This window comes from Empedobacter tilapiae, from assembly GCF_004785645.1.
GTDB lineage: Bacteria > Bacteroidota > Bacteroidia > Flavobacteriales > Weeksellaceae > Empedobacter > Empedobacter tilapiae.
The window spans coordinates 129118-154453 of record NZ_SRPE01000005.1; the positions used below are offsets into that span (position 1 = coordinate 129118).

Genomic DNA, 25336 nt, shown 5'->3' on the forward strand with positions numbered 1-25336 from the left:
CACAGAATACAAGAAATGAGATATACATTAAACCATATTCTGCTATGCTTCGAATTGAACTAAATCTATTTACTTTAGAAGATAAATCTGATATAAGATAGTCATAAGAAAATAGAAAACCGAAAATGTAAATAATTAGTGAAAAAAATGATAAAAAGTATAGTATTTTTTTTGTTGGTTTCATTGTTTAATGTGTAAGTGTTGATTATAGAAATAATAAACTATTTTTCATTTCGATTTCGATTTCTTTTAATTATTCCAAGAGTTCTTTTAAAACCTATTTGACCAATCATAAATAATACAAAATCAATAGCCTCTATATTACTTCTATTAAAAATTCTCAAACGAAAATATGCTCTGTTAAGAATAAAATCTTTTTCTTCTAGAGAGAAATAATTTCCTAAAGCTTTAATAATATATCTATAGTATCTATAATACCCTTCAACTCTTTTAAAACCTAGCTGCCTATCTTTAATTGAAGAAAGGTTCTCAGATGAAATCCTAATATTAGCAATCGCATTATTAATACCCAAAACGTTTCCCATATCTGGAAACTCTAACCAAGCTACATTATCACTACCAAAAGCAACTGGAAAATTTTTAAAACCATGTTTTAGATAAGCTTTTCTTGTAAAAAAATGCTCTGTTAAGGTACATCGTCCTTTTCCATTTTGACATCTAAGAAAAAAATCTTTCGCTAATTCTAATTCAGGATTAGAATACAATTCAGTAATTGATTCATCTTTTTCATTAATCTCTCGAGAAGCTAAACGAATTACTTCTATGTTTTCTAGTTTATTATCATTGATACTATAAAATTCCTCAATTACATTTGGCTCAAGAGTGTCATCGTCTCCAAGTATCATTAACCATTCTTCTTGTTTAGATAGCTTAATGCATCTATCCCATTGAAAAACAAGATTATCTTTACCTAAATTATCTTCAAATTTTTGATAAGAAATTTGAATACTATCAGAGTATCTTTCTATTATTTCTATTGGATCATTTGGACTATTATCGTTACCAATATATAAATTAAAATTTTTATTCGTTTGATTTGCTAATGATTTTAAACATTTATCAAAAAACGTAATTTTATAATAGGGTATTATTATGGCTAATTTTGTTTTCATTTTTATATGTAGCTAACCTTATTGAATATTTAATAAGATTTTTTTGTACTTTATATTTTAAAAAAATCACTTTAAATTCGTTAATATTTATCTCCTACAAGACCTCCTGTTTTATTTATATTCCAAGAACTTGAATCATTTGCTGTTTTTTGATAAAATTTTTCTTCATGAGTTAAATTATTAAAATCCTTATACCACCCTCCATGTTTAGCAATAAATAAATTTGAGATTCTTATTCCATTATAAAATGATATATTATCAAAAAAACAAGGATAATTAGGTTTATATAATGCAAAAGTAGTATCAAGATCTACCTTATAAATATTTTTTTCTATTTCATGATTCCAAAATTTTCTTTCCCATTTCAAAACCTTTTCTTTTAATGGAAAATGATCTGGTATATCATCAATTTTTAATGCAAAACCTACTTTAGTTATTGTTTTAAAATACTTATCTAAGTAACTTAACATTATAGCCATAAAGTCTTTTGGTAGATTATCATTTGGAACAATATCTGCATCTGTTATAACATAGTAGCCTTGCCCATATTTTTTCTGTAGTTCTTTATTCTCAAAAAATACCATATGTCCAGCATTTTTTTGCATATATTCTACTGTAACTTGATTTTCTATTTGTTTATAATATTCTAACAAAGGAGGATATGTAGATTTATTATCAATGATTATGATATTTTCAAATCCTCTTTTTAGAAGAAAATTAACAAGTTGTTTTAAATAAAATAATTGATTAAAATTGATAATAAGAATAGGTATTGATAGTGAATCTTTTCTTTGTTTTTTTATTAAAGAATTCGTTCTTATCAAATACTGATAGTATAAAAAAGTTAAATGATTTTTAATTCTTTTAAACATACTTTACTTTATAATTTTTCCCATTTATTTAAAATTATCTTTGGCGTTTTATCTATTAAAAATAATCCGATAAGTGAACTTGATAGTAATATAGCCTCAGGAGTTCTTATTTTTAATAATTGTTCACAAATAAATAGAAGATTCTTAAATTCTCTTTCTTTGATTACTTTAATAGATAAATTTTTTAAATGAAATAAAGTATCATTCTTCAATAAGAGAAAATTAAATTCTTTTGAAATAAAATACTTTTGAAAAAATGTATATAATAAAGAATAATTAAACTTATTTAATTGTTTATTGTACTCAAATGTCTTTGTATTTGAATGTTGTCTATAATAAAATAGAGGTTTATTAATTATTTCAAACTTTAATATATTTATAGTCTTCGAAAAAATATTAATTAAAAATTCTGCTTCTTGACCTCTTAATATTTTTTCATTAAATTTAAAACTCCCCTTAACTAGGAATTCTTTTTTAAATAGTATACTAGGTGTCAAAACATTAAAATTTTCACCCCAGATCATATAATCATATAAAATATTATTCTCAATCACTATGTCATACCGCTTGATTATTTCCAATTCAGAATTAACTGTAAAGTGTGAACAAATAATAATATCATTATTCTTAATATTGTTTATCTTATCAGAAACAAATGTATCAACCATCACATCATCGCTATCAAACCAATTGATATATTCACCTTTTGAAATATCAAATCCGTAGTTACGTGCCCCATTTCCTCCTGATTTATATACACTTGGACGTTTATGGTAAGAAATTCTATTGTCTTTTTTTATGTAGCTTGATAAAATTTCCTCAGTATGATCTGTACTTCCGTCATCTACCACAATACATTCCCAATTTTGGTAAGTTTGCCCAATAATCGAATCTAATGTTTCACCTATTAAATCTGCTCGATTATAGGTAGGAATGATGATTGAAACTAGAGGCGATACCTTATTTTCCATTTTTTCCATTTTCTATTGAAGATTGTAACCCTGACAAAAGTTTCTTTTCTGAAAATAATTCAATCATTTTTTGTTTATTAAAAATCATTTCTTCTTTTGTTAATTCAAAATTAATAGAATTATCATTTAACTCATTCTCATAATTATAAATAATTATATTTTGTCTTTTTAAAAATTGATAAAACGTATTCTTTTCACTTAAAAAAACCTTAGCTCCGAAATAAATTAATGTTATTATATTACCAATTGCTTGTTGTCTTCTATTATTAAGAATCGCAATTTTAACATCATTCAACAATTCAGAATAATCACTCAGTGGTATAAAATCTTCCAAAAATGTAACTTCTATATTTTTAGAAGATATTTCATTTTTTACAAAATTGATATAATTCTTTTCTCCATATGAGAATGGAATTACAACTTCTACATCACTTAAATTATAATTTTTGATTTTATTTATAACATCTAAATGATTTCCATTTGGAAAACCAGAATGTCCGATAATTATTTTGTTTTTATTTTGTTTTATTTCTATTTTAATATTAACTATAAATTCTAAAGGATAATATCCAAAATAAAAGAAAGGCCTTTTTATATTTAATAATTCACATTGAAATTTATATTCTTCATCAAAAGCAAACCCAAAATAATCAACTCTTTTTAAATTATTTAACTTCTCGTTTCTTCTAATTATTTGATATTCTTGTTTTGAGTAATATAAATCTCTTTTTAGTTTTCTTATGATTGGAAAAAGATAATATTTCAACTGCTCTTTAAAACTAAATCTGTTCGATTTAGTTTTAAAGTGTTTATAAGTTATTGTATCTAATAATACGTTATCTGGATACAACAGCTTATCTTCATATGTTTCAAAACCGAACAATAACCAAACAACCTTGTTACTTTTATTAATAAATTGAAGATATTTAATTAATTCATTAGGTAAGGAATGAAAAATTATGATTGAATCATTAAATAATTCAAAAAAATTTTGACTTAATTCAAAAAAATGAAAAGTATCGTTAAGTTTTATATGTTTTATATTTTCTCTAATAGTTCCATAAATATAAAACTCATTCTGATTTGGAGACACCTTTTCGAATTGGTAGTATGCTGAATTAATAAATTTCTCATCAGAACTTATATGAATTATTTTATGCATCAAAAAAGACTTTTATTTCTTCTATAATAAGATTTTGCTCTTTCTCTGTTAATTCATAATAAAATGGTAATCTTAACAGACTGTCAGTAAAATTGTCTGAATTAGGAATATCTATTTCTAAATTGTTTTTTAAGAAAAAATCACTTTTATTGAGACTTAAATAATGAAAAACAGAAAGAATATCTTTCTCTTTTAAATATTTAATTAACGCTGTTCTTTCTTCATAACTTCTACAAACCATGTAAAACATATGAGCGTTATTGGTTGAATAATTAGGAATTATAGGTAGTTTAATATCACCTTTTTCCATTAAATCATTTAATCCATTCATATAACGATTCCATATATCAATTCGTTTGCTTTGGATTTTATCTAAATTTTCTAATTGAGCATATAGGAATGCCGAGATAATTTCTGAAGGTAAAAAAGATGACCCTAAATCTACCCATCCATATTTATTCACTTCACCTCTAAAAAAAGCACTTCTATTTGTTCCTTTTTCTCTTATGATTTCCGCGCGTTCAAAATACTTTTCATCATTAACAACCAACATTCCTCCTTCTCCAGCAATAATATTTTTTGTTTCATGAAAAGAGAATGCTGCAAAATGACCAATTGAACCTAATGCTTTTTTAGTTCCATCAGCGAATGTATAATAACTATCAATTGCTTGGGCGGCATCTTCTACTACAAAAATATCATGCTGTTTAGCTAAATTCATAATAGCTTCCATATCACAAGCTACTCCTGCGTAATGAACAGGAACAATAACTTTTGTTTTTGGTGTGATATGTTTTTCAATTTCTCTCGGGTCAATATTTGGATTATCACTATAAGAGTCTACAAAAACAATTTTTGCTCCACGAAGTGCAAACGCATTAGCTGAAGAAACAAAAGTATAACTAGGCACAATAACCTCATCACCTTCTTTTATATCACAAAGTATTGCTGCCATTTCTAAAGCATCTGTACAAGATGTTGTTAGCAATACTTTTGGAAAACTATATTTTTCTTCAAAAAAATTCTGGCATTTTTTTGTAAATAAACCGTCTCCAGATATTTTACCTGATTTTACAGCTTCTTCTATATATTTTAATTCGTCACCAATAATGAATGGTTTGTTAAAAGGTATGGTCATTTTATACTAATTTAATTCTCAATTTATTAAATATTACTCTTTCTCCCGTATCATCATATACAGCATCTATAATTTTTAACATACCACTGCCACAGACAACAATTGGATTACCATTTTGAATATATAAAAACTTTCCAGGACATCTATTTATGATTTCTACTTCCTCTATTAAAATGACATTTAAAATACGAATAAATCTATTTTCATACAAAGTTTTAGCTCCATTATATGGAAAACCAACACTATCTACAAATCTTAAAATCTGTTCTGAAGACTGATCCCAATTGATTGAATAATCATCTTCATTTCTCCATAAACTGTATGTAGCTTTTATTTCATCTTGAACTATTTCTATTAACTCTCCATCTTCTAAAAGTTCTACTATTTCAATAACTATTTGAGAATATAGATTACTTATTTTTTCAATTACATCATTAATTTTTATAGGATAATCTATTAAAATTGATTTTTGTAATATAATATTACCTTTATCAAATTCAAAATTTGCCCTAATTGCCGAAACACCTATCTCTTGATCATTATTAAGAAGTGCCGTGACTAAAGGATTAAATCCTCTATATTTTGGTAATAACGAATCATGTAATACAATCAAATCTTTACATTCTTTAATCATCCATTTCCACCCAATAGCAAACTGTATGGTTGATTGTGGTATATCTGTGTTTTCTTTTTTATATAAACTTATATTATTTTTTTTACATAAAGTTTCAATTTCTGCACTATAATCATACTGAATATTCCTATCTATACCAACAACAACAAATAAAATTTTCTCTAAATGTTTTTGCGATAATTTTTCTAAAACATCTAATCCTTTTTTACCCAATAAATATAATCCTATAGTATGCATGAATTATCAATTTTAATCATTATATAAAAATTAAGTTCTTGATTTTTTTCTTTATTAAAGAAGCTCTTGAACATCTCTCTTTTAAATTTTGCAATCATGTTTTTAAAGTACAATAGTTAATAAAAATTAGCATCAAGTAATAGAGAACTACCAGGTCTTATTTTTTTTCCACTATTAAAGAAATCAGATTCTATTACAGAAATTGTTTTGGCATTAATTAATACATCACAAAAATCTTTAGGATTCGTTGTCTTATAAGAAATTTGATATGTGAAAAAGTAATTTTCAGGTCGTAAATTAAATTTAGGAATCTCTAGAGTAATTTCATTATTATTTTTAGTAACTAAATTCATCTCATCTGAAACCCATGAAACAATCTTATTTTCATATTTATCAGTAAAACCACATGCTATAATTAGATTATTTAAATCTAAATTATCATGATTTTCTAATTCAAATTTTATTTTAAGAGAATCTCCTGACAATATCTCTGCTGTAGGTTGATTTAGATTATTAAAAAAAACAACATCAATAACTTCTACTTTTTTATTACCAAGTTTATCTTTTCGCAAAATAATTGGTTCATCAAAACTTCCTGCTGTATCTATTAAATATTTAGAAATAGTATTTTCAATTTCTCCTACATATTCTAAAGTTCCATTTTTCATATAAACACCAGAATCACAAAGAGTTTTAACCGCTCCAATATTATGACTTACAAAAAGTACGGTTCTACCTTCACCTTTGGTCACATCCCCCATTTTCCCGAGACATTTCTTTTGAAATTCGGCATCACCAACAGCAAGAACCTCATCTACAATCAGAATTTCAGATTCTAAATGTGCAGCTACTGCAAAGGCTAAACGTACATACATACCTGAAGAATAACGTTTAACAGGTGTATCAATATAACGCTCTACTCCTGCAAAATCAACAATTTCATCAAACTTGCGTGTGATTTCTTTACGCGTCATTCCAAGAATAGCTCCGTTTAAATAAATATTTTCACGACCTGTCATTTCAGGATGAAAACCTGTACCTACTTCTAATAGAGATGCAATACGGCCTTTATATTTTATAGATCCTCTAGTTGGTTTTGTAACACGAGAAAGTAACTTTAATAAAGTTGATTTACCAGCTCCATTTCGCCCAATAATCCCGACAGCCTGTCCTTGTTCCACTTGAAAATTGATATCTCTTAACGCCCAAACATAATCAGAATCTCCTTTTTGCGTACGATCATTTGTTTCACCAATTTTAAGATAAGGATCTTCTTTTCCTCTTACATTTGCCCACCAACGTTTGATATCATGTTGCAATGATCCTGTTCCTACTTCACCTAAACGATACTGTTTCGAAACATTTTCAACATCTAAAACTATATTTTTTGACATAATTAAATTCTTAAAAATTAAACAGTATCCATAAATGATTTTTCAACTTTATTAAAGATAATAGTTCCTATCATTAATGTAACTAAAATGAAAAAAGTAGAATACAACAACATACCTAAATTAAAATCTCCTACACCCAAGTAAGCATATTTGAAACATTCAAAAATACCTGTCAAAGGATTAACATCAGCAATCCATCTATACTTTTCTGGAATTGATGAAACTGGATAGACAACAGGTGTAACATACATATACAAAGAAACTCCGAAACTCAATAGCATCGATAAATCTTTATATTTTGTCGTCATAGAAGAAAAAATCATTCCTGTTCCCATTGCAAAAGCAGCCATCAGAATAATCAAAAATGGCGTTGCTAACACCCATAAATTAGGATGTACATTACCATCTACAATAAAGTAATACAACAAGAAAGCTAAAAACAAGCCGTATTGGACAGCAAATTGCATCAAATTAGATGTTACAATAGCCAATGGCATTACTAAGCGAGGAAAATAAACTTTTCCAAAAATGGATGCATTTCCTCTAAATACATTTGAGGTATTATTTAAACAAGATGAAAAATAGTTCCAAAGAATAACTCCAGATAAATAAAAAGGAATTTTAGGAGCTCCATCTGTTGATAAATTAGCAATATTACCAAACACAATCACATACATAATTGTCGTAAATATTGGATTGATAAAAAACCACAAAGGCCCTAAAATAGTTTGTTTAAAAGAAGTGACAAAATCACGTTTAACAAGCATATAAACCAAATCTCTATACCTCCAAACTTCTTTTAAGTTCAAAGAATACAAAGATGATTTGGATTCAATAACTTGCGACCAACTCTGATTTGTTTCTGAGTTTAAACTCATAAAATAAATAAATTTAGGTTGTTTAAAATTTTAGGTTCTTTTTCCAGAACCTAATATTATTTAATTATACTGTTTTTCGTAATAGTTTTGGTAATCGCCAGATGTCACATTATCCAACCATTCTTTGTTAAATAAAAACCAATCTATTGTTAGACTCAAACCTTGCTCAAAAGTCACACTTGGTTTCCAGCCTAACTCTTCGTTGATTTTTGTTGCATCAATCGCGTAACGTAAATCGTGTCCTGGACGATCTTTTACAAATGTGATCAATTGCTCCGAAGTTCCTGCTTCTTTTCCTAACTTTTCGTCCATTTGCTTACACAATTCTTTCACCAAATCGATGTTTTTCCACTCATTAAAACCTCCTACATTGTAAGAACCTCCATTTTTTCCTTCATGAAAAACTAAATCAATCGCTTTGGCATGATCGATCACGAATAACCAATCACGTGTATATTTTCCATCTCCATAAATTGGAAGTGGGTTTCCGTTTAAAATATTATGAATACACAATGGAATCAATTTTTCTGGAAAATGGTTTGGTCCATAATTATTTGAACAATTCGTCATTACAATTGGTAAACCGTAAGTATCATGATATGCTCTCACAAAATGATCTGAAGATGCTTTTGATGCCGAATAAGGTGAATGCGGATCATACGATGTTTCTTCCGTAAAGAATCCTTCATCTCCCAAAGCTCCGAAAACCTCATCTGTCGAAACATGATGAAAACGTTTTCCTTCGAAATTATTGTTCCAAATTGTTTTTGCTGCATTCAACAAATTCACTGTTCCAATCACATTTGTCATTACAAAATCCAACGGATTCGTAATTGAACGATCCACGTGGGATTCGGCAGCTAAATGAATAACACCGTCTGGTTGATGTTGTTTAAAAACTTCTAAAATATGTTTTGCGTCAGTAATATCAGCTTTTACAAATTCGTAATTTGATTTACTTTCGATGTCTTTCAAATTCTCTAAATTTCCTGCATACGTCAACGCATCAAGATTGATGATTTTTGTTTCAGGATATTTTAAGACAAATTCTCTTACAACGTGGGAACCGATAAAACCAGCTCCACCTGTAATTAAAATAGTATTCATAGTATTTTTAATAGTCGTTATTTTTAGTCGTTACCAAATAAATCGCGTGTATAAACTTTCTCTTTTACATCTGCTAATTCAGGTGCATTTCGATTCGAGATAATCACGTCACACTCTTGTTTAAAAGCTTCAAAATCTTTTATCACTTTCGATCCAAAGAAAGAATCTTCCTTCAAAACTGGTTCATAAACTACAACCTCTATTCCTTTTGCTTTGATTCGTTTCATTACTCCTTGAATTGCTGATGCTCTAAAATTATCTGATCCAGATTTCATAATCAAGCGGTAAACTCCAACTTTTTTTGGATCTTTTGCAATGATAGAATCTGCAATAAAATCTTTTCGAGTTCTATTTGCATCTACAATTGCTTGAATAATATTATTTGGAACCGCATCATAATTCGCTAACAATTGCTTTGTATCTTTTGGTAAACAATAGCCTCCATATCCAAAAGATGGATTGTTGTAATGCGAACCAATACGAGGATCTAAACCAACTCCTTCGATAATTTGCTTGCTATCTAAATTAAAAGTTTGTGCATAACTATCTAACTCATTAAAGTAAGCAACACGCAATGCTAAATAAGTATTCGAAAATAATTTGATTGCTTCTGCTTCTGTTGAATGTGTAAACAACGTCGGAATATCTTTCTTAACTGCACCTTCTTTCAACAAATTAGCAAATATTTCGGCTCTTTCACTCTGCTCTCCAATAATAATTCTTGATGGATATAAATTATCATACAATGCCTTTCCTTCTCTTAAAAATTCTGGAGAAAAAAGAATATTTTGATAATCTAATCGTGATTTTAAATCTTCAACAAAACCTACTGGAACTGTCGATTTTATGATTACTATCGCGTTTGGATTGTGTTGTTTGACATCCTTTACAACCGATTCTACACTTGATGTATTGAAATAATTCGTTTTTGGATCATAATCTGTAGGCGTTGCAACAATAACATATTCTGCATTTGCATACGCAGTTTCTTTGTCTAAAGTTGCTACAAAATTAAGGGCTTTATTCTGCAAAAAATCTTTTATTTCAGCATCTTCTATTGGAGATTTTTTTGCATTGAGCATTGCAATCTTTTCTGGAACAACATCTAATGCGACTACCTCGTTATGCTGAGCTAATAAAATCGCATTAGACAGACCTACATAGCCTGTCCCTACTATTGCTATTTTCATTTATGGTTATTTATAAATTAGTTTAAGAGAACAAATTTAGTGAAATTCTCTCAATATAAATATCAATTTACTAAAAATGAGGTAATAACCAATCTAATCATTCGCTAACACAATAAAAAATCACTATTAACCTATCAATGAATCAATTATTAGATTAAATTTAATTTCTCTTTCGAAAAATTTCGAACAAAATTAGTTAGGTCTTAATATTCAAATTAACTTTACAACAAATCAAATTTAAACACAATGTCTGTAAATAAAGAAATAAAACGAATTACTACCGAAACTATTCGTAACATGAAATTTCAAGGTGAAAAAATTTCGATGTTAACAGCTTATGATTTTACCATTGCTTCTCTTGTAGATGCTGCTGGGACTGAAATTATTTTAGTTGGCGATTCTGCTGCAAATGTAATGGCTGGTCACGAGACTACTTTACCTATCACATTAGATCAAATGATTTACCATGCTCAATGTGTGGTTCGTGGTGCAAAACGAGCTTTAGTAGTTGTTGATTTACCTTTCGGAACTTATCAATCTGATCCACAAAAAGCTTTAGAATCTTCAGTTCGAATTATGAAAGAATCTGGTGCACACGCAATCAAATTAGAAGGAGGAAAAGAAATTGAAGAATCTATTCGTCGTATTGTAAATGCTGGAATTCCAGTAATGGGACATTTAGGACTTACACCACAATCTATCTATCAATTTGGATCTTATAAAGTTCGTGCAAAAGAAGATGAAGAAGCAGAAAAATTAATCAATGACGCAAAATTACTAGAAGAATTAGGATGTTTTTCTTTGGTAATGGAGAAAATTCCTGCTGATTTAGCTTCTAAAGTTACTGCGGCGATTAATATTCCTACTATCGGAATTGGAGCAGGTTCTAATTGTGATGGACAAGTTCTAGTTGTACACGATATGTTAGGGCTTAATAACGAATTCAAACCAAAATTTGTTCGTAAATATTTAAACTTAGAAGATCAAATTCATCAAGCAATTGGACAATATGTTACCGATGTAAAATCTGGTAATTTTCCAAACGCAAATGAACAATATTAAATTTTAGTTGAAAGTTTTGAGTGTTGAACGTTTCTTCTCGGCGCTCAAAAATTTTCAAACAATACTCAAACATGAATCCAGAAATTTTATTCGAAGACAATCATTTGTTAATCATTAACAAAAAAGCAGGTGAATTAGCACAAGGAGACGAAACGGGAGACATTCCGCTTATCGACAGTCTGAAGGACTATATAAAAAAACGCGATAATAAACCAGGAAATGTTTTCTTAGGATTGGTCCACCGTTTAGATCGACCAACTTCTGGTGTGTTGATTTTTGCTAAAACTTCGAAAGCTTTAACACGAATGAACGAAATGTTTCAGAAACGAAATATTGACAAAATTTATCGTGCCATTATACAAAGTAAACCGCCAAAAAATTTTGAGCGTTTAGAGCATTATCTAAAGAAAAATCCAAAAAATAATAAAACAACTGTTTATTCTAAACCAACTGCTGATGCAAAAAAAGCAATTCTAGAATACACTTATTTAGGCGCTTTGGATACTTTTCATTGTGTTGAAGTGAAATTATTTACAGGTCGTTCGCATCAAATTCGTGCGCAACTTTCTTCTGTTGGTTGCCCTATCAAAGGTGATTTGAAATATGGCGCGAAACGTTCTAATCCTGACGGAAGTATTTGTTTACATGCACATCGCATTACATTTGAGCATCCTGTCAAAAAAGAAGAAATTACAATCATAGCTCCAGTCCCGAAAGATGCAATTTGGCAAGCAACGAACAAATTTAATTCGTAAATTTGTCTCTTATTTGTTTGTCAAATGAATAGCATTTTTTATTTCATAATTTATCAAATTTCACGTTTACCTCTTTCGGTTTTATACAGATTTTCAGACTTCCTGTTCTTTCTGCTATATACTGTTATTGGTTATAGAAGACGTGTCATTAGAACAAATTTAGAAAATTCTTTTCCTGAAAAATCTCACGAAGAAATCAAAGAAATTCACAAAAAATTCTATGCTAATTTTTGTGATTATTTGGTCGAAACCTTAAAAAGTTTTTCTATTTCTCAAGAAGAATTGGACAAACGATTTACATATTCTAATCTCGACGTTTTTAATGAAATAAAAACTGAAAAACGAGATGTAATGATGATGTGCGGGCACATTTTCAATTGGGAATGGTTTATTGGAACGGTGAAACATTTACCAACAAAAGAAAGTGCAGCTGTCTATCATAAAATTAGAAATCCTTTTTGGAACGATAAAATCAATGCTATGCGTAGTCGTTTCGGGACAAAAGCGTTAGACATGAAAGATGTGTTGCGTTTTATGATGAAAGCTCCAAATGATGGAGAATTAGCATATTTATTTGTCGCAGATCAAAGTCCAAAACAATCGGCTGTTCATTACTTTATTGATTTTCTAAATCAAAAAACGCCTGTTTTTAATGGTTTTGATAAGATTGCACGTCGTAAAGATATGGGAGTTGTATTTTGTCAAACCGAAAAAATAAAACGCGGTCATTATCACACAACCTTTATTCGACTACAACCTCAACAAGAAAAATTTGAAGAAAATGAAATTGTTCATCAATTTTTTCATCATTTAGAACAAACCATTCAACAACATCCAGATAATTGGCTTTGGAGCCACAAACGTTGGAAATATGCCGATTTGTAATTTTAAATATTCATGAAAACAGCAATTGCAATCTTAAATTGGAATGGCGAGAAATTATTGCCTCAATTTTTACCTTCAGTTATTAACAATTCTAAAAACGCAGAAATATATGTAATTGATAACGCGTCGACTGACAACTCTATCCAATTGTTGAAAACTCAATTTCCTTCTGTAAAAGTCATTCATAACAAAGAAAATTATGGTTTTGCACAAGGTTATAATAAAGGTTTAAAATACATTGATGCAGAGTATTTCTGTTTATTAAATTCGGATGTTGAAGTAACTGAAAATTGGATAGAACCAATTGAAAAATTATTTAACAATAATCCTGACATTGCTGCTATTCAACCCAAAATATTAGACTACAAAAACAAAGAATATTTTGAATATGCAGGCGCTGGAGGAGGTTTCATCGATAAATTTGGTTATCCATTTTGTCGTGGACGTATTTTCTCTACTTTAGAAAAAGATAAAGGACAATACAACGATACAACTCAAATTTTTTGGGCAACTGGCGCGAGTCTCTTTATCCGAAAGAAAGATTTCTTTGAACAAAATGGTTTTGATGAAGAATTCTTTGCACACATGGAAGAAATTGATTTATGTTGGCGATTAAACAATGCTGGACGAAAAATTTATTATTGTGGAGAATCAACTGTTTATCATTTGGGTGGCGCTACTTTAGATAAAGCAAATCCAAAAAAATGGTATTTGAATTACCGAAATAGTTTGTGGATGATGCTTAAAAATCTACCTGCTAACAAACTTTTCCCAATGCTTTTCACACGTCTTTCTATGGACGGAATTGCTGCTATTGCTTTTTTACCAAAACAAGGACTTCCACATGTTTGGGCTGTTTTCTTATCACATATGCATTTTTATTTTGGTTTTACAAAAATGTATAAAAAACGTCAACAACATCAATCAAAAAACTATTCAGATAAAAAATTATTACCTTTTCAATATTTCATACAAAAACGCCAATATTTTAAAGATTTGAAATAATTATTGTTTTAATACACTTTAAATCAATTCATAAATTTTTGCAAATTTTTGATTCTATTTTTGTAGAATCAAAAACTTTTCATATCATTGTAATCAAATTAAACTACAATGAGAACAATATTAACATTATTAACCTATTGCACGATACTTTCTACTTCAGTTTTAGCCCAAAAATTAGAAGTTACTTATCAAGAAGTTGTTAAAGTAAATCCTGATGAATTTAAAAGTTCTATAAACTTTTCATCAAATGGGAAATCAAGTTCAATTCCTAAAGATGTTTATGATAATATGATCAAAGATATGCAAGAACCGAAAGATTTTTTATTAACTGTTTTTGACAACGAAACAACTTACAAAAAAATAGAAAAAATAGACAATCAACAACATTCAGGAGGAATGCGTATTAGTATTAGTTTTGGAGATTCTGGAAGCGGTTTATACAAAAATTTATCTTCAAAAGAATATTACAAAAGCGTGAAATTGATGGATAAATCTTATACCATAAAAGACCAATTAAAAGATTACAAATGGCAATTATCTCGTGAAACAAAAAAAATTTTAGGATTTGATGTGAGAAAAGCAACTTCTATTGTAGATAGTACTACAACCGCAACTGCATGGTATACTCCAAATATTCCAGTGAAGGATGGTCCTGGAATGTATGATGGCTTACCTGGTTTGATCTTAGAAGTTGAAATTAAAAATACGAAAAATAAAGGTATAGAAAGTAATATTATGCGAGCTATAGAAGTAAAAGAAATGCCTAATCTTAAACCTTTAGAAAAACCTAAAGATAAAAACATTATTTCAGATAATGAATATAAAACATTAATGGAAAAACAAATGGAACGTTTTAAACAAATGCGTTCTGAAGGAATTGATAAAAAAGATTAGAAATAAATTATTTTATTTATGAATGATTTCTAACAATAGTCTGAATTGTAATCGCTTAAAATTGAATATTTTTTACATATATTTTGTTTTATTCACATTTTAAAAACTTATATTTAGTACTAAATTAATCTTAATAAATAAAAATACTATGAAAGCTTTAATCATCGTAGATATGCAGTACGATTTCCTACCAGGAGGTTCTTTGGCTGTAAATGATGGAGATAAAATTATAGAACGTATAAATAAGTTACAAGAAAAATATGATATCGTTGTTGCAACCCAAGATTGGCATCCTGCAAATCACAAAAGTTTTGCTTCTCAGCATCTAGAAAAGAATACTTTCGATGTAATTGAGTTGAATGGTAATCGTCAAGTTTTGTGGCCAGATCATTGTATACAAGGCACTAAAGGAGCAGAAATACACAAAGATATTAAACAAAATAAAATAAGTGCGGTTATCCGAAAAGGAATGAATCCAGAAGTTGATTCGTACAGTGCTTTTTTTGATGTAAATAAAAAGAATCCAACAGGTTTACATGGATTCTTAAAAGATCACAATATCACAAGTGTTTATATTTGTGGTTTAGCTGCAGATTATTGTGTTTACCACACTGCAAAAGATGCTTTAACATTAGGTTATACAACATATATTTTAGAAGGAACTACAAAGGCTATTAATCAAGACCTTTTTGATGAACTAAAAGAAGATTTTATAAAAAAAGGAGGAAATGTCTCGACGTATTTATTATAACTAAACAATAAATCGCTGAATACAAATGTCATTTGAAAAACCTTAACTTTTTGAATGACATTTTATTTTTTAGAATAAATTCAAAAATTCTCTGTAACATTCGTCTACAAAAGCAGACTAATTAGACAAATACAACAATTATGAAAAAAGCTATCTTAACATTTGCCTTAGGAATTATTACAACTACAATTTCTATTGCACAAGACAATAAAATACAAAATATTGATGCAACTTATGTAATGGAAGTTAAAATGGATTACGAAAAAACCATGAAAACAATTCCAGAAGCATATCGAGCTCAAGTTGGAGGAATGCTGAAAGCTGAAATTGATGCAGGAATTTTTATGACTTATTTTTTAAAAAGTAATTCTAAGTATTCTACTTTCACATTAGAAGAAAAAGTAAATAATGGTCAAGGTGGATTAGGATTTATTGCCCAACAAATGGCTGCTATGGATAATAAACCAACTTATAAAGACTTTACTATAACACCAAATTTATATTACAAAGAAGTTGATATGGGTGTGAAACAATATTTGATTAAAGATCAAATTCCAGATTTTAAATGGAAAATATCTCGTGAAAAAACCGATATAGCTGGTTACAAAGCAACAAAAGCAGAAGGTGTTATGATGGATTCTATTCCTGTAACTGCTTGGTATGCACCAGAAATCCCTATAAAAGATGGTCCAACTTCTTTAGCTGGATTACCTGGTTTGATTATAAAAGCCGAATTTGAAGCAAATGGGGCTAAATTAATCTACACGTTGAAAGATTTAAAAATTTCTGAAAAAGAATTGAAAATAGCTTTACCTACAAAAGGAGAAGTTGTGACACAAGATCAATTTATGAAAATTGTAATTGAGATACAGAAAAAAATGCAAGAACAAATGAACAGCGGTATAGATACCAAATAAGCTTTTCATAAAATCATCATCAGTTTTTTTTGACTGATGATGATTAAAACTCTTCTAAAAGAGTTAAACTCCCACTAATATATACACATGAAAAAAATACTCTATCTAGTTTTATTCATTACTTCTACCCAACTTTCTTTAGCTCAAGAATGTAAATTGAAAGGATCCGTTGCTGACGAAAATGGGATACCTGTAACCGACGCTTCTGTTTCTATCTTTGATAGTAAAAACGAAGGAAAAGGTTTCCTTTTTACAAGTAATGCTGGTGAATTTGAGTTTAAATTACCTTGTGGCGAAAAATATGATATAGAAATTGAACAGTCTGGTTTCGAAACTTACATTGAAAATGTTGACTTGACTGAAAATATAAACAAAAAGATTAAACTTGCTAAAGGAAAAGAAATTTCTCTTAAAGAAACAATTGTAAAAGCTCAACAAGCGATCAAAGTAAAAGGTGATACAATCGAATTTGATGCTGATTCTTTCAAAGTAGGAAATGAGGAAACATTAGAAGATATTCTTAAAAAATTACCTGGAATTGAAGTTCAGAATGGAAAGGTAATGTACAAAGGAAAACCAATGTCGCAAGTAACAGTTGGTGGACGCGAAGTTTTGGGTGGTAACGAAAAGTTATTAAACAAGAATTTGCCTTCGGATGCAGTTTCTAAAATTCAATTAAACACAAAGTTCAAATCAAATCCGTTTGCTTCTTCATTACAAGAAGATGATGAACAATTCTCGTTAAATATCGAACTAAAAGATGATATGAAGCGTCTTGCTTTTGGTAATGTGACTTTAGGTGGAGACACTGATAAACACACGGATGCACAAGCTAAAGTATTTTATTTTTCAGAAAAAACTGATGCCACATTGATTAATGATTTCAATACATTCGGTAAACAAGTTTTTGATCAGGATGATTATATAAGTTTTTTTGGTGGATATTCTGAGTTTAATTCTGAAGGAAGTATTTACTCATTAAGAGGAAATTCAAACAATCTAAACTTAATGACAAAAAATGATGCGCCAAGTATGAATACCTATAATGGTGCTGTGCATTTTGGTGTTGAACCAAATAAGAAATTAAAAATCTCTGGTTTTGGTTTACTTAATACAAATAATATTCGCTATAATTCTAAATCTGAACGTTACTACAATAACATCGAAACTCCTTATACAACTGTTGATCAGGAACAAAATAAGAGCAATGTTTTGATGGGAATGTCACGTTTACGTTTAGATTATAATCCGAATGATAAAGGACAAATTAAATATCGTCTAAATTTTAATTATTTAGATAGCGAGAATGAGCAATTGGTTGATAGCTATTATAACGATCAAAAAAATAGTTTTAGAAATGTAAATTCTGAACAAAAGAATTACTCATTATCACAAACTTTATCTTATATCCGTAAAGTTGGTCGAGATGATAATGTTGGACTATATTTCCGTCATCAATATCAAAAAGATACACCAGATTACAATGTTTTATCAACAACTAATCCATTTTCATCTTTTGATTTATTCAAGAATTTATCTCAAGTAAATAATCAATTTAATATCAATCAAGATCAAAATTTTGTATTGAATACTGCTCAAGTATATGGAATTTATAATCATTTGCTAACAAATACTTCTAATCTTAAAATAAAAGCTGGAACAAGTTTTAGTACACAAGATTTCGATAATAAAATCTATGATTTCAAAAATTTAATGAATAATAATTTATTAATTAGTAATACAGATTTAGATTATAATGAAACTTTTGCAGATGTAACATTAACAAAAAAAATAGGAAACTTTCAAGTAGATGCTGGTGCGGGAGTTTCATTCTTTAATGAGAAATCGAAATACCAAGATGGAGAAAAATTAAACCGTTCGGAAACAAAAGTTTTACCTCATCTGAATTTGCAATACAAGTTCAACAACGCCACAAGTGTTCGCGCAAGTTATACACAAAACTATAGCTATCCTTATACAAAAGATTTTAATGACTCGTATACGATTCAAAGTTACCAATCGATTTTCTATGGAAATAGGAACTTAAGACAAGCTTTGACGCATACTGCAAGTATCAATTTCAATCATTTTAACTCGTTCACATTCTTTAATGTTTTTGCGAATTTAAGTTATACGTTACAAGAAAAAAGTATACAAACACAATCTGTTTTAAACCGTGATTTTATTATATCTGGAAACGATACAATTGTAAATAACTATCAGTTCAATACCTTAATTAATTCTGGTAATAACCAAGAAACTTATTCAGGATATTTCATGATTGGAAAACGCTTTGCTAAATGGTACAATGCACGATTAACAGGTAATATTTCTACTTCTAATTATTATACAATTACACGAAATATTGAATATGAAAATGGAGTTGTTACAAATGATGATTTGAAGAATGTTAACAATAAAAGTTTTAATCAAACATACAATTTAGAAAACTCATTTACATTCAAAAAGAAATTTGAATTGAAAGCTGGGGTTAATTTAAACCTAAGTAAATACCAATCATTATCTGAACAGAAATTTACGAACTGGCGTCCATACGGGGAAGCTGCTTGGTCCGCTACAAGTAAATTATTAGTTCAGACCGATTTCTCTTATCGTTTACAATACCGTGATGGAGTAGAAATAAACACAGCAAAAGAATGGAATGCTTCTGCACGATATAATATTGCTCGAAAAACTTACTTAACTGTAACAGGAGGAAACTTATTAGGAAATAATATTATTGTTTCGAATAGCTTTACAGATAACTACATATCGACTACAACTAAAAATGTTTTAGGAAGATATTTTATCGTGAGTTTAAGATATAAGTTCTAAATCAATAAATTACATTTATCATACTATTTATCGAAGCGCGTCTAATTTATAGACGCGTTTCTTTTATGATTAATTTTTGTACTTTTAATCCAATCAACAAATCAAAATAATAAATGGAGAATCAACTAGAAGAAATTTACAAAATCATCCAACCAGAAGAATGGGTGAAAAGTTTAACAGACGAACAAATTATTGAACTTTCTAAAGAAACTGATTTCTCGAAAAATATTTTAGATGAAGGACGTGATTATTGCTATTTTTTAGATAAAAAGTTTTACGTAACGCGAGAAAAACATATCGAGTATGTGAACATGTCTTACACTTTGACAGATCCTGCAAATTTAGAAAAAGCATCAACTTTTGATACAATTGTCGAAGAAAACGAAATTTATTTGATTCATAGAATTTCTGTGATTCGTGATGGAGAGTTAATTGATAAATTAGCAGATATCACTGTAAAAGTTTTGGATAACGAAAATGATAGTGGTTCTGGCGTAATTAACAAAAGTAAAAAAGTAAACATCTCTATCAAAGATTTGCGTTTGTACGATATTCTTGTTTTAGAAGATGCAAGAGAAAAAGTATTTACTGATAAAGATTTTGTCCGTAAAGAGTATAGTCGATATTTATGGGTGAGTCCTGATTCGTATTGGGCATATGGAAATTATACGTTCGAATTAATCAATGAACGTGATGATGAATTTGTTTACAAGAAAAACTTTTTCCGTGACGAAAATGGAAATTTAATTGAGAATGAAGAGGGTACGATTTCTTCTGGTAATTCATATACATTTAAACTTGTTAATTATCTAAATCCGACTGATCCAAATCGTGAAATTTTTCCATACATCGATTTTGCTACAAAAAGTACTTGGAAAAAACTATCTAATTTTATATCACCCTATTATGAAGAAGTTATTAACAAAGCTAACTTAGAAAGTTTTGCACCAAGTTTAATAGAGAAATTAAACGAATTTTCAAACATCGAAGATAAAATTGAATATGCGATAGAATATGTTCAAAACCATATTTATTATATCTACAATGCAGACGAAATGAGCGGTCACAAACCGCAAGAAGCAGAAGTAACTTATACAAATAAGCAAGGAGATTGTAAAGCAAAGTCTATTTTATTGAAAGTTATTTTTGATTATTTAGGTTTAGAATCATCCATCATTTTATTGAATTATAATACTGATTTCTATTTCAAATATTATCTCCCTTCGTTGTTGGCATTCAATCATGTGATTGTAAAAGTGAAACATAATAATGAGACATATTACGTTGATGCAACAATGCGTAACGAGTATGGTTACTTAGAAAATAGAAGCTTTATTTATTTTGCACATTATTTAGAAATTAAACCAAATGAAACTTTACAAATTCGTCCTCCTTATAGGTTTCCAAAGTTTTGTATAGATGAAAAAGTTAGTGTAACAGCAAAAGGAAACGAAGGTTTCTTAGAGTCAGAATCTATTTATCGTTACAATCGTGCAAATAATATGCGTAGATATTTCAAGAACACAAATAAGCGCGAAATTATAGACAGCTGGAATAGTTTCTTTTATTATGCATTAAATTATAGTGCTGATCGCCCTGAAATGGATTTGAGAGAAATTTTCAAAGACACGTCAATTGATATTATTTCCGATGATAAAAAGCTGAACGAATTAACGATAAAATATAAAGCTCGAATCGAAAATCCATATTTTAAAGATCGTGTTACAAACGAGCGATTTTTAATGTTTTTTGACAGAAATATTCCTAAGAATAATGTCCGAGATTTTATTCACAAAGATGCAAGTTTTTGGCATAATTTTGATAGTGAAAAATATGAAATAAATTTATCAACAGATCAAAAAATTGATACAAAAGAAAAGTATACGATTCAAGAATCGACAATTAATGATAAATATTTTACCTACTCAAGTAGAAAAAAAATAACGTCAAACGGAGGAAGTGCTTACATTGAATACAATCCTTCGACGAATCATGAAATTACGATGGAAAATTTCGAGGAATTCCGAAATAATCATTACACAATTGCAGATAGTAATTATGGTTTAGGTATTGATATTATCGAATCAGGATTAATGAATATGCTAAAATTTAAGATGAAAAAAGCTTTCAAATAATCAATCAAAAACTCCTGAAAATAATTTTTCAGGAGTTTTTTTATTTAATCACTTGTGGATAATCAAACAAATTATTTGGATCATATTTCTTTTTTAATTGCTGCAATCGAGCCAAATTATTTCCGAAATAAGCATTATTTGCATCAGGATAATTAATATCAGGATAATTTCGGTATTGTTTCGTATTCCCAAGATTTCTTAATAATTGTTGCACTTCTTCAAATGATTTTGTTAATTTCTCTTCTTGTGAAGGAAAATCCCAATAAGCTTGTAATTCACTCAAATAATTAATATCGCGATGAGGATAAGCTGAATCTGAAGATTTAATTTCATTAATTTTTCCGCCCAATGTATTTATCTGATAAATCATTCCTTTTGAAGAAACAACTTTGGAGAAAATATCCTCTAAACCTTTTTCTATATCTTCAATTCCTGTGTACAATCCTGCAGAGGCATTCTTGAAATAGATTGGTTCTTTTACTCCATAATAATTTTTAAGTGCAGCAGCCAAATTTCTATTCTTCATTGGTTTGTAATCATTCGCTAATGGTATTAAACTCGAGAATGTTTTCTCAAAATTCGTTTGATCAGTTGCAAAATTTGTGAATAATATTGTTAAAAATTTTCCATTCAACACAAAAGCAGAAAAAGCTTCGTTAGGTAATTTTTCCGTTGCTTGAAACCAAAGCCGAATTAATTTGACAAATTTATCTGAAGTTAGATTATTAAATTTCATACGATATCCGCTGAACGATTGTGGAGCTGGATAAGTTTTGAAATGTAATTCCGTCACAACTCCAAAATTTCCATTTCCACCTCCTTTGCAAGCCCAAAGCAAATCTGGATCTTTATCAGAATCAATTGTATTTCCTTTGAAATCGATCATTTTTACACGAAGCAAATTATCACAGGTCAAACCATATTTACGACTAAAAAAACCATAACCTCCTCCTAGTGTCAAACCTCCGACAGCAACAGTCCCACATGATCCAGCTGGAATAATTCTTTTCTTAGGTAAAAAATTAGCATAAATCTCCTGCAATAAACAAGCTGGTTGCAATTTCACTCTATTCTCTTGCAACCACGTAATTTTGTTCATCAATCCAAGATGAATCAACATTCCGTTATCAACGTTCGAAAAACCTTCAAAACTATGTCCTCCACTTCGAATAGCTACTTTAAATTTCTTTTCGTTTGCTAAAGCAATCGCCTTTTTTATTGCGTTTTCAGATTTACAAACTGCAATAATTTTTGGGAATTTCTCGATTCTTTTATTAAATGATTTTCGATACTGATCATACTTTTCATCATCCTTTGTCAAGATAATTAAATCATCATCCAAAAAATCATCAAATGAATAAAAAGACATAAAAAAAATTCCTAAACTACCTGTACCAAGCAATTTTAGGAATTCTCTTTTTGTATAATTTTGTTGTGTCATTGCTAAAATTGGTTTAGCTAAAGATACAATTATTTAATATTATTCTCCTTTAACCAATTTCTATAATTTTCAGCATTTTTTAAATGTTCCTGATAATCATTAGTATAAATGTGATAACCTGGTTTTTTAGGATCTGCAACAAAGAATATAAAATCGTGATTTGCTGGTGATAAAACCGCATCAATTGCACCTAAATTTGGTAAACAAATTGGTGCTGGAGGTAAACCTTTGTTACGATATGTGTTATATGCATTCGAAGACCATGTCCATTTTTTGTACACACGTTGCACTTTTTGATCCCAACCATTTTCCATTTTGTACGCATAAATAGAAGTTGGATCGGCCTCTAAACGCATATCTTTTGCCAAACGATTCATATATGCTCGTGCAACCTTTTGTTGTTCATCCATATTATCAGACGATTCTAATTGAACAATAGATGCTAATGTTGTCACTTGTAAAGGTGTCATGTTAAGCGCTTTTGCTTTTGCCAAACGTTCTGCATTCCATACTTTATCATGTTGCGCTACCATTTTATCAACAAACTTTTCAGGTGTTAATCCCCAATACACGAAATACGTTTCTGGAATAAAATATTGCTTAACTGTTTCGTCATTTAACGTTGTATCGTTTTTCTCTTTCACAAAATCACGAATAGCTGTCAAAACTTCGATAGAATCCATATCAATTTGTTTGGAAACTGAACCTGCCAAATGATAAATTGTTGGTTCATTTTTGATACGAAGCTTCACTTCCTCTTGCTCTCCTCCTTGCAAACGATCAATAATATCGCGGTTAGAATCTGAGCTTGAGATTTTATATTTTCCAGATTTTATCGTTGCTGGATAATCTGCATCTTCTGCATATTGTTTGAACAATTTTTCATCCTTCAAAAATGGTTTTAAAGAATCTAAAACTTGCTCAAATTTAGCTCCACGAGAAATATATATGTAACCATCTTTGGTTGCATTTCCTTTGAAACCGTCTATAAATGTACATCCTACAAATACGAATGAACAGATTAATATTAATACTAAATTTAATTTTTTCATTGGATTGAATTAAATTTCAATTTCACCTTCAAAAACTTTTACTGCTGGTCCATTTAACCAAACATTGACAAAGTTATGATTATTTTCTTCAAAATTTACAGATAAATCTCCACCCATTGCTTTTACTTTGATATCTTTTTTATCTACCAAATTTTTTACATAAGCAGAAATTGCTGCAGCTGTAATTCCTGTTCCACAAGCTAAGGTTTCGTCCTCTACTCCACGTTCATACGTACGAATTGTAAGACTATTATCTGACATAACTTCAACAAAATTCACATTAGAACCTTTCTCAAAATAAGGCGCTCCATTACGAATTTCTTTTCCTTTTTTATAGACATTTATATCTTTTACATTCTCCACAAATTCTACATGATGCGGCGAACCTGTATTCATAAATAAATATTTGTCATGATCTTCTACTTCATTTACATCAATCATTTGTAAACGAATAATCTCTTGATCTACGACACCATGATGTAAACCATCAATCGCGTTAAATGTCATTTTGTCATTGGCAACATCTAAATCATGTGCAAATCGAATAATACAACGCCCTCCGTTTCCGCACATTGTACTTTCGTTTCCATCTGAATTAAAATATACCATTCTGAAGTCTGAATTTTCATCATTTTGTAACAAAATCAAACCATCAGCTCCTATTCCAAAATTACGATCACATAGCCTATTAATCAATTCTGTAGAGATTGGAAACTTTTTTTCCCGATCATCAATCATGACAAAATCATTTCCAGCTCCTTGATATTTATAAAACTTTAATTTCAACTTCTTAAATTTTTAAGCAAAGTAAAGATATTTTAATCACTCTTAACTAATATTATAAAACATTTATAATATATTGTTAACATGCGTTAAACGGTTTGAAAT

General features: G+C 29.0%; 22 protein-coding genes. 9 read left to right on the forward strand and 13 right to left on the reverse strand.

What is annotated here, in order from left to right:
* Nucleotides 1-221: 221 nt before the first annotated feature.
* From E4J94_RS08105 to E4J94_RS08150, 10 genes are all read right to left on the reverse strand, one after another.
* Entirely contained in the window at nt 222-1133 is a 912-nt protein-coding gene (locus tag E4J94_RS08105) for a glycosyltransferase family 2 protein (RefSeq protein ID WP_135835326.1), read from the reverse strand.
* An 80-nt stretch (nt 1134-1213) separates the two neighbouring features.
* On the reverse strand, nt 1214-2005 hold the full coding sequence (locus tag E4J94_RS08110; protein ID WP_135835327.1) for a glycosyltransferase family protein: 792 nt from the start codon (nt 2003-2005) through the stop codon (nt 1214-1216).
* Nucleotides 2006-2013: 8 nt separating this feature from the next.
* Nucleotides 2014-2976 carry a glycosyltransferase family 2 protein gene (locus E4J94_RS08115; protein WP_168801844.1) on the reverse strand — a complete coding sequence of 321 codons (963 nt, stop codon included), beginning with the start codon at nt 2974-2976 and terminating at the stop codon, nt 2014-2016.
* Nucleotides 2966-4138, reverse strand: coding sequence for a TDP-N-acetylfucosamine:lipid II N-acetylfucosaminyltransferase (locus E4J94_RS08120; RefSeq protein ID WP_135835329.1), 1173 nt, complete (start codon nt 4136-4138; stop codon nt 2966-2968). The genes E4J94_RS08115 and E4J94_RS08120 overlap by 11 nt, the downstream gene beginning before the upstream one ends.
* A complete protein-coding gene (gene rffA / locus E4J94_RS08125; RefSeq protein WP_135835330.1) occupies nt 4131-5276 on the reverse strand; it encodes a dTDP-4-amino-4,6-dideoxygalactose transaminase in 1146 nt (381 codons plus the stop codon). Before rffA ends, E4J94_RS08120 begins: the two co-directional genes overlap by 8 nt.
* Nucleotide 5277: 1 nt before the next feature.
* On the reverse strand, nt 5278-6147 hold the full coding sequence (locus E4J94_RS08130; protein ID WP_135835331.1) for a formyltransferase family protein: 870 nt from the start codon (nt 6145-6147) through the stop codon (nt 5278-5280).
* 116 nt (nt 6148-6263) lie between these two features.
* Nucleotides 6264-7541, reverse strand: coding sequence for an ABC transporter ATP-binding protein (locus tag E4J94_RS08135; RefSeq protein WP_135835332.1), 1278 nt, complete (start codon nt 7539-7541; stop codon nt 6264-6266).
* A 17-nt stretch (nt 7542-7558) separates the two neighbouring features.
* Nucleotides 7559-8419, reverse strand: coding sequence for an ABC transporter permease (locus tag E4J94_RS08140; protein WP_135835333.1), 861 nt, complete (start codon nt 8417-8419; stop codon nt 7559-7561).
* A gap of 60 nt (nt 8420-8479) precedes the next feature.
* Nucleotides 8480-9526, reverse strand: a complete 1047-nt coding sequence (rfbB, locus tag E4J94_RS08145; protein WP_135835334.1) for a dTDP-glucose 4,6-dehydratase — start codon at nt 9524-9526, stop codon at nt 8480-8482.
* A 23-nt stretch (nt 9527-9549) separates the two neighbouring features.
* Nucleotides 9550-10716: a nucleotide sugar dehydrogenase gene (locus E4J94_RS08150; protein WP_135835335.1), complete on the reverse strand. Its 1167-nt coding sequence runs from the start codon at nt 10714-10716 to the stop codon at nt 9550-9552.
* A 246-nt stretch (nt 10717-10962) separates the two neighbouring features.
* Between E4J94_RS08150 and panB the strand changes: the two genes are divergently transcribed.
* From panB to E4J94_RS08195, 9 genes are all read left to right on the forward strand, one after another.
* Entirely contained in the window at nt 10963-11778 is an 816-nt protein-coding gene (gene panB, locus E4J94_RS08155; RefSeq protein ID WP_135835336.1) for a 3-methyl-2-oxobutanoate hydroxymethyltransferase, read from the forward strand.
* 71 nt (nt 11779-11849) lie between these two features.
* Nucleotides 11850-12533: an RluA family pseudouridine synthase gene (locus E4J94_RS08160; RefSeq protein WP_135835337.1), complete on the forward strand. Its 684-nt coding sequence runs from the start codon at nt 11850-11852 to the stop codon at nt 12531-12533.
* Nucleotides 12534-12557: 24 nt separating this feature from the next.
* A complete protein-coding gene (locus E4J94_RS08165) occupies nt 12558-13418 on the forward strand; it encodes a lysophospholipid acyltransferase family protein (RefSeq protein WP_135835338.1) in 861 nt (286 codons plus the stop codon).
* A gap of 12 nt (nt 13419-13430) precedes the next feature.
* On the forward strand, nt 13431-14423 hold the full coding sequence (locus tag E4J94_RS08170) for a glycosyltransferase family 2 protein (protein ID WP_135835339.1): 993 nt from the start codon (nt 13431-13433) through the stop codon (nt 14421-14423).
* 108 nt (nt 14424-14531) lie between these two features.
* Complete coding sequence (locus E4J94_RS08175) at nt 14532-15317, forward strand: GLPGLI family protein (RefSeq protein WP_135835340.1); 786 nt, start codon at nt 14532-14534, stop codon at nt 15315-15317.
* A 148-nt stretch (nt 15318-15465) separates the two neighbouring features.
* Nucleotides 15466-16068 (forward strand): bifunctional nicotinamidase/pyrazinamidase, encoded by a 603-nt coding sequence (gene pncA / locus E4J94_RS08180; protein WP_135835341.1) that lies wholly within the window; start codon nt 15466-15468, stop codon nt 16066-16068.
* A 140-nt stretch (nt 16069-16208) separates the two neighbouring features.
* A complete protein-coding gene (locus E4J94_RS08185) occupies nt 16209-16985 on the forward strand; it encodes a GLPGLI family protein (protein ID WP_135835342.1) in 777 nt (258 codons plus the stop codon).
* Between the two features lie 87 nt (nt 16986-17072).
* Nucleotides 17073-19820: a TonB-dependent receptor gene (locus E4J94_RS08190; RefSeq protein WP_135835343.1), complete on the forward strand. Its 2748-nt coding sequence runs from the start codon at nt 17073-17075 to the stop codon at nt 19818-19820.
* 113 nt (nt 19821-19933) lie between these two features.
* Complete coding sequence (locus E4J94_RS08195) at nt 19934-21955, forward strand: hypothetical protein (protein WP_135835344.1); 2022 nt, start codon at nt 19934-19936, stop codon at nt 21953-21955.
* 40 nt (nt 21956-21995) lie between these two features.
* Here the strand turns inward: E4J94_RS08195 and E4J94_RS08200 are convergent, their stop codons facing one another.
* The 3 genes from E4J94_RS08200 to dapF are packed head-to-tail and all read right to left on the reverse strand — an operon-like array spanning nt 21996 to nt 25234.
* Nucleotides 21996-23396: an FAD-binding oxidoreductase gene (locus E4J94_RS08200; protein ID WP_135835345.1), complete on the reverse strand. Its 1401-nt coding sequence runs from the start codon at nt 23394-23396 to the stop codon at nt 21996-21998.
* Nucleotides 23397-23425: 29 nt separating this feature from the next.
* The gene (mltG, locus tag E4J94_RS08205; protein ID WP_135835346.1) at nt 23426-24448 is read right to left on the reverse strand and encodes an endolytic transglycosylase MltG; all 1023 of its coding nucleotides are present in this window, start codon (nt 24446-24448) and stop codon (nt 23426-23428) included.
* Between the two features lie 9 nt (nt 24449-24457).
* Nucleotides 24458-25234 carry a diaminopimelate epimerase gene (dapF, locus tag E4J94_RS08210; RefSeq protein WP_135835347.1) on the reverse strand — a complete coding sequence of 259 codons (777 nt, stop codon included), beginning with the start codon at nt 25232-25234 and terminating at the stop codon, nt 24458-24460.
* Nucleotides 25235-25336 lie beyond the last annotated feature (102 nt).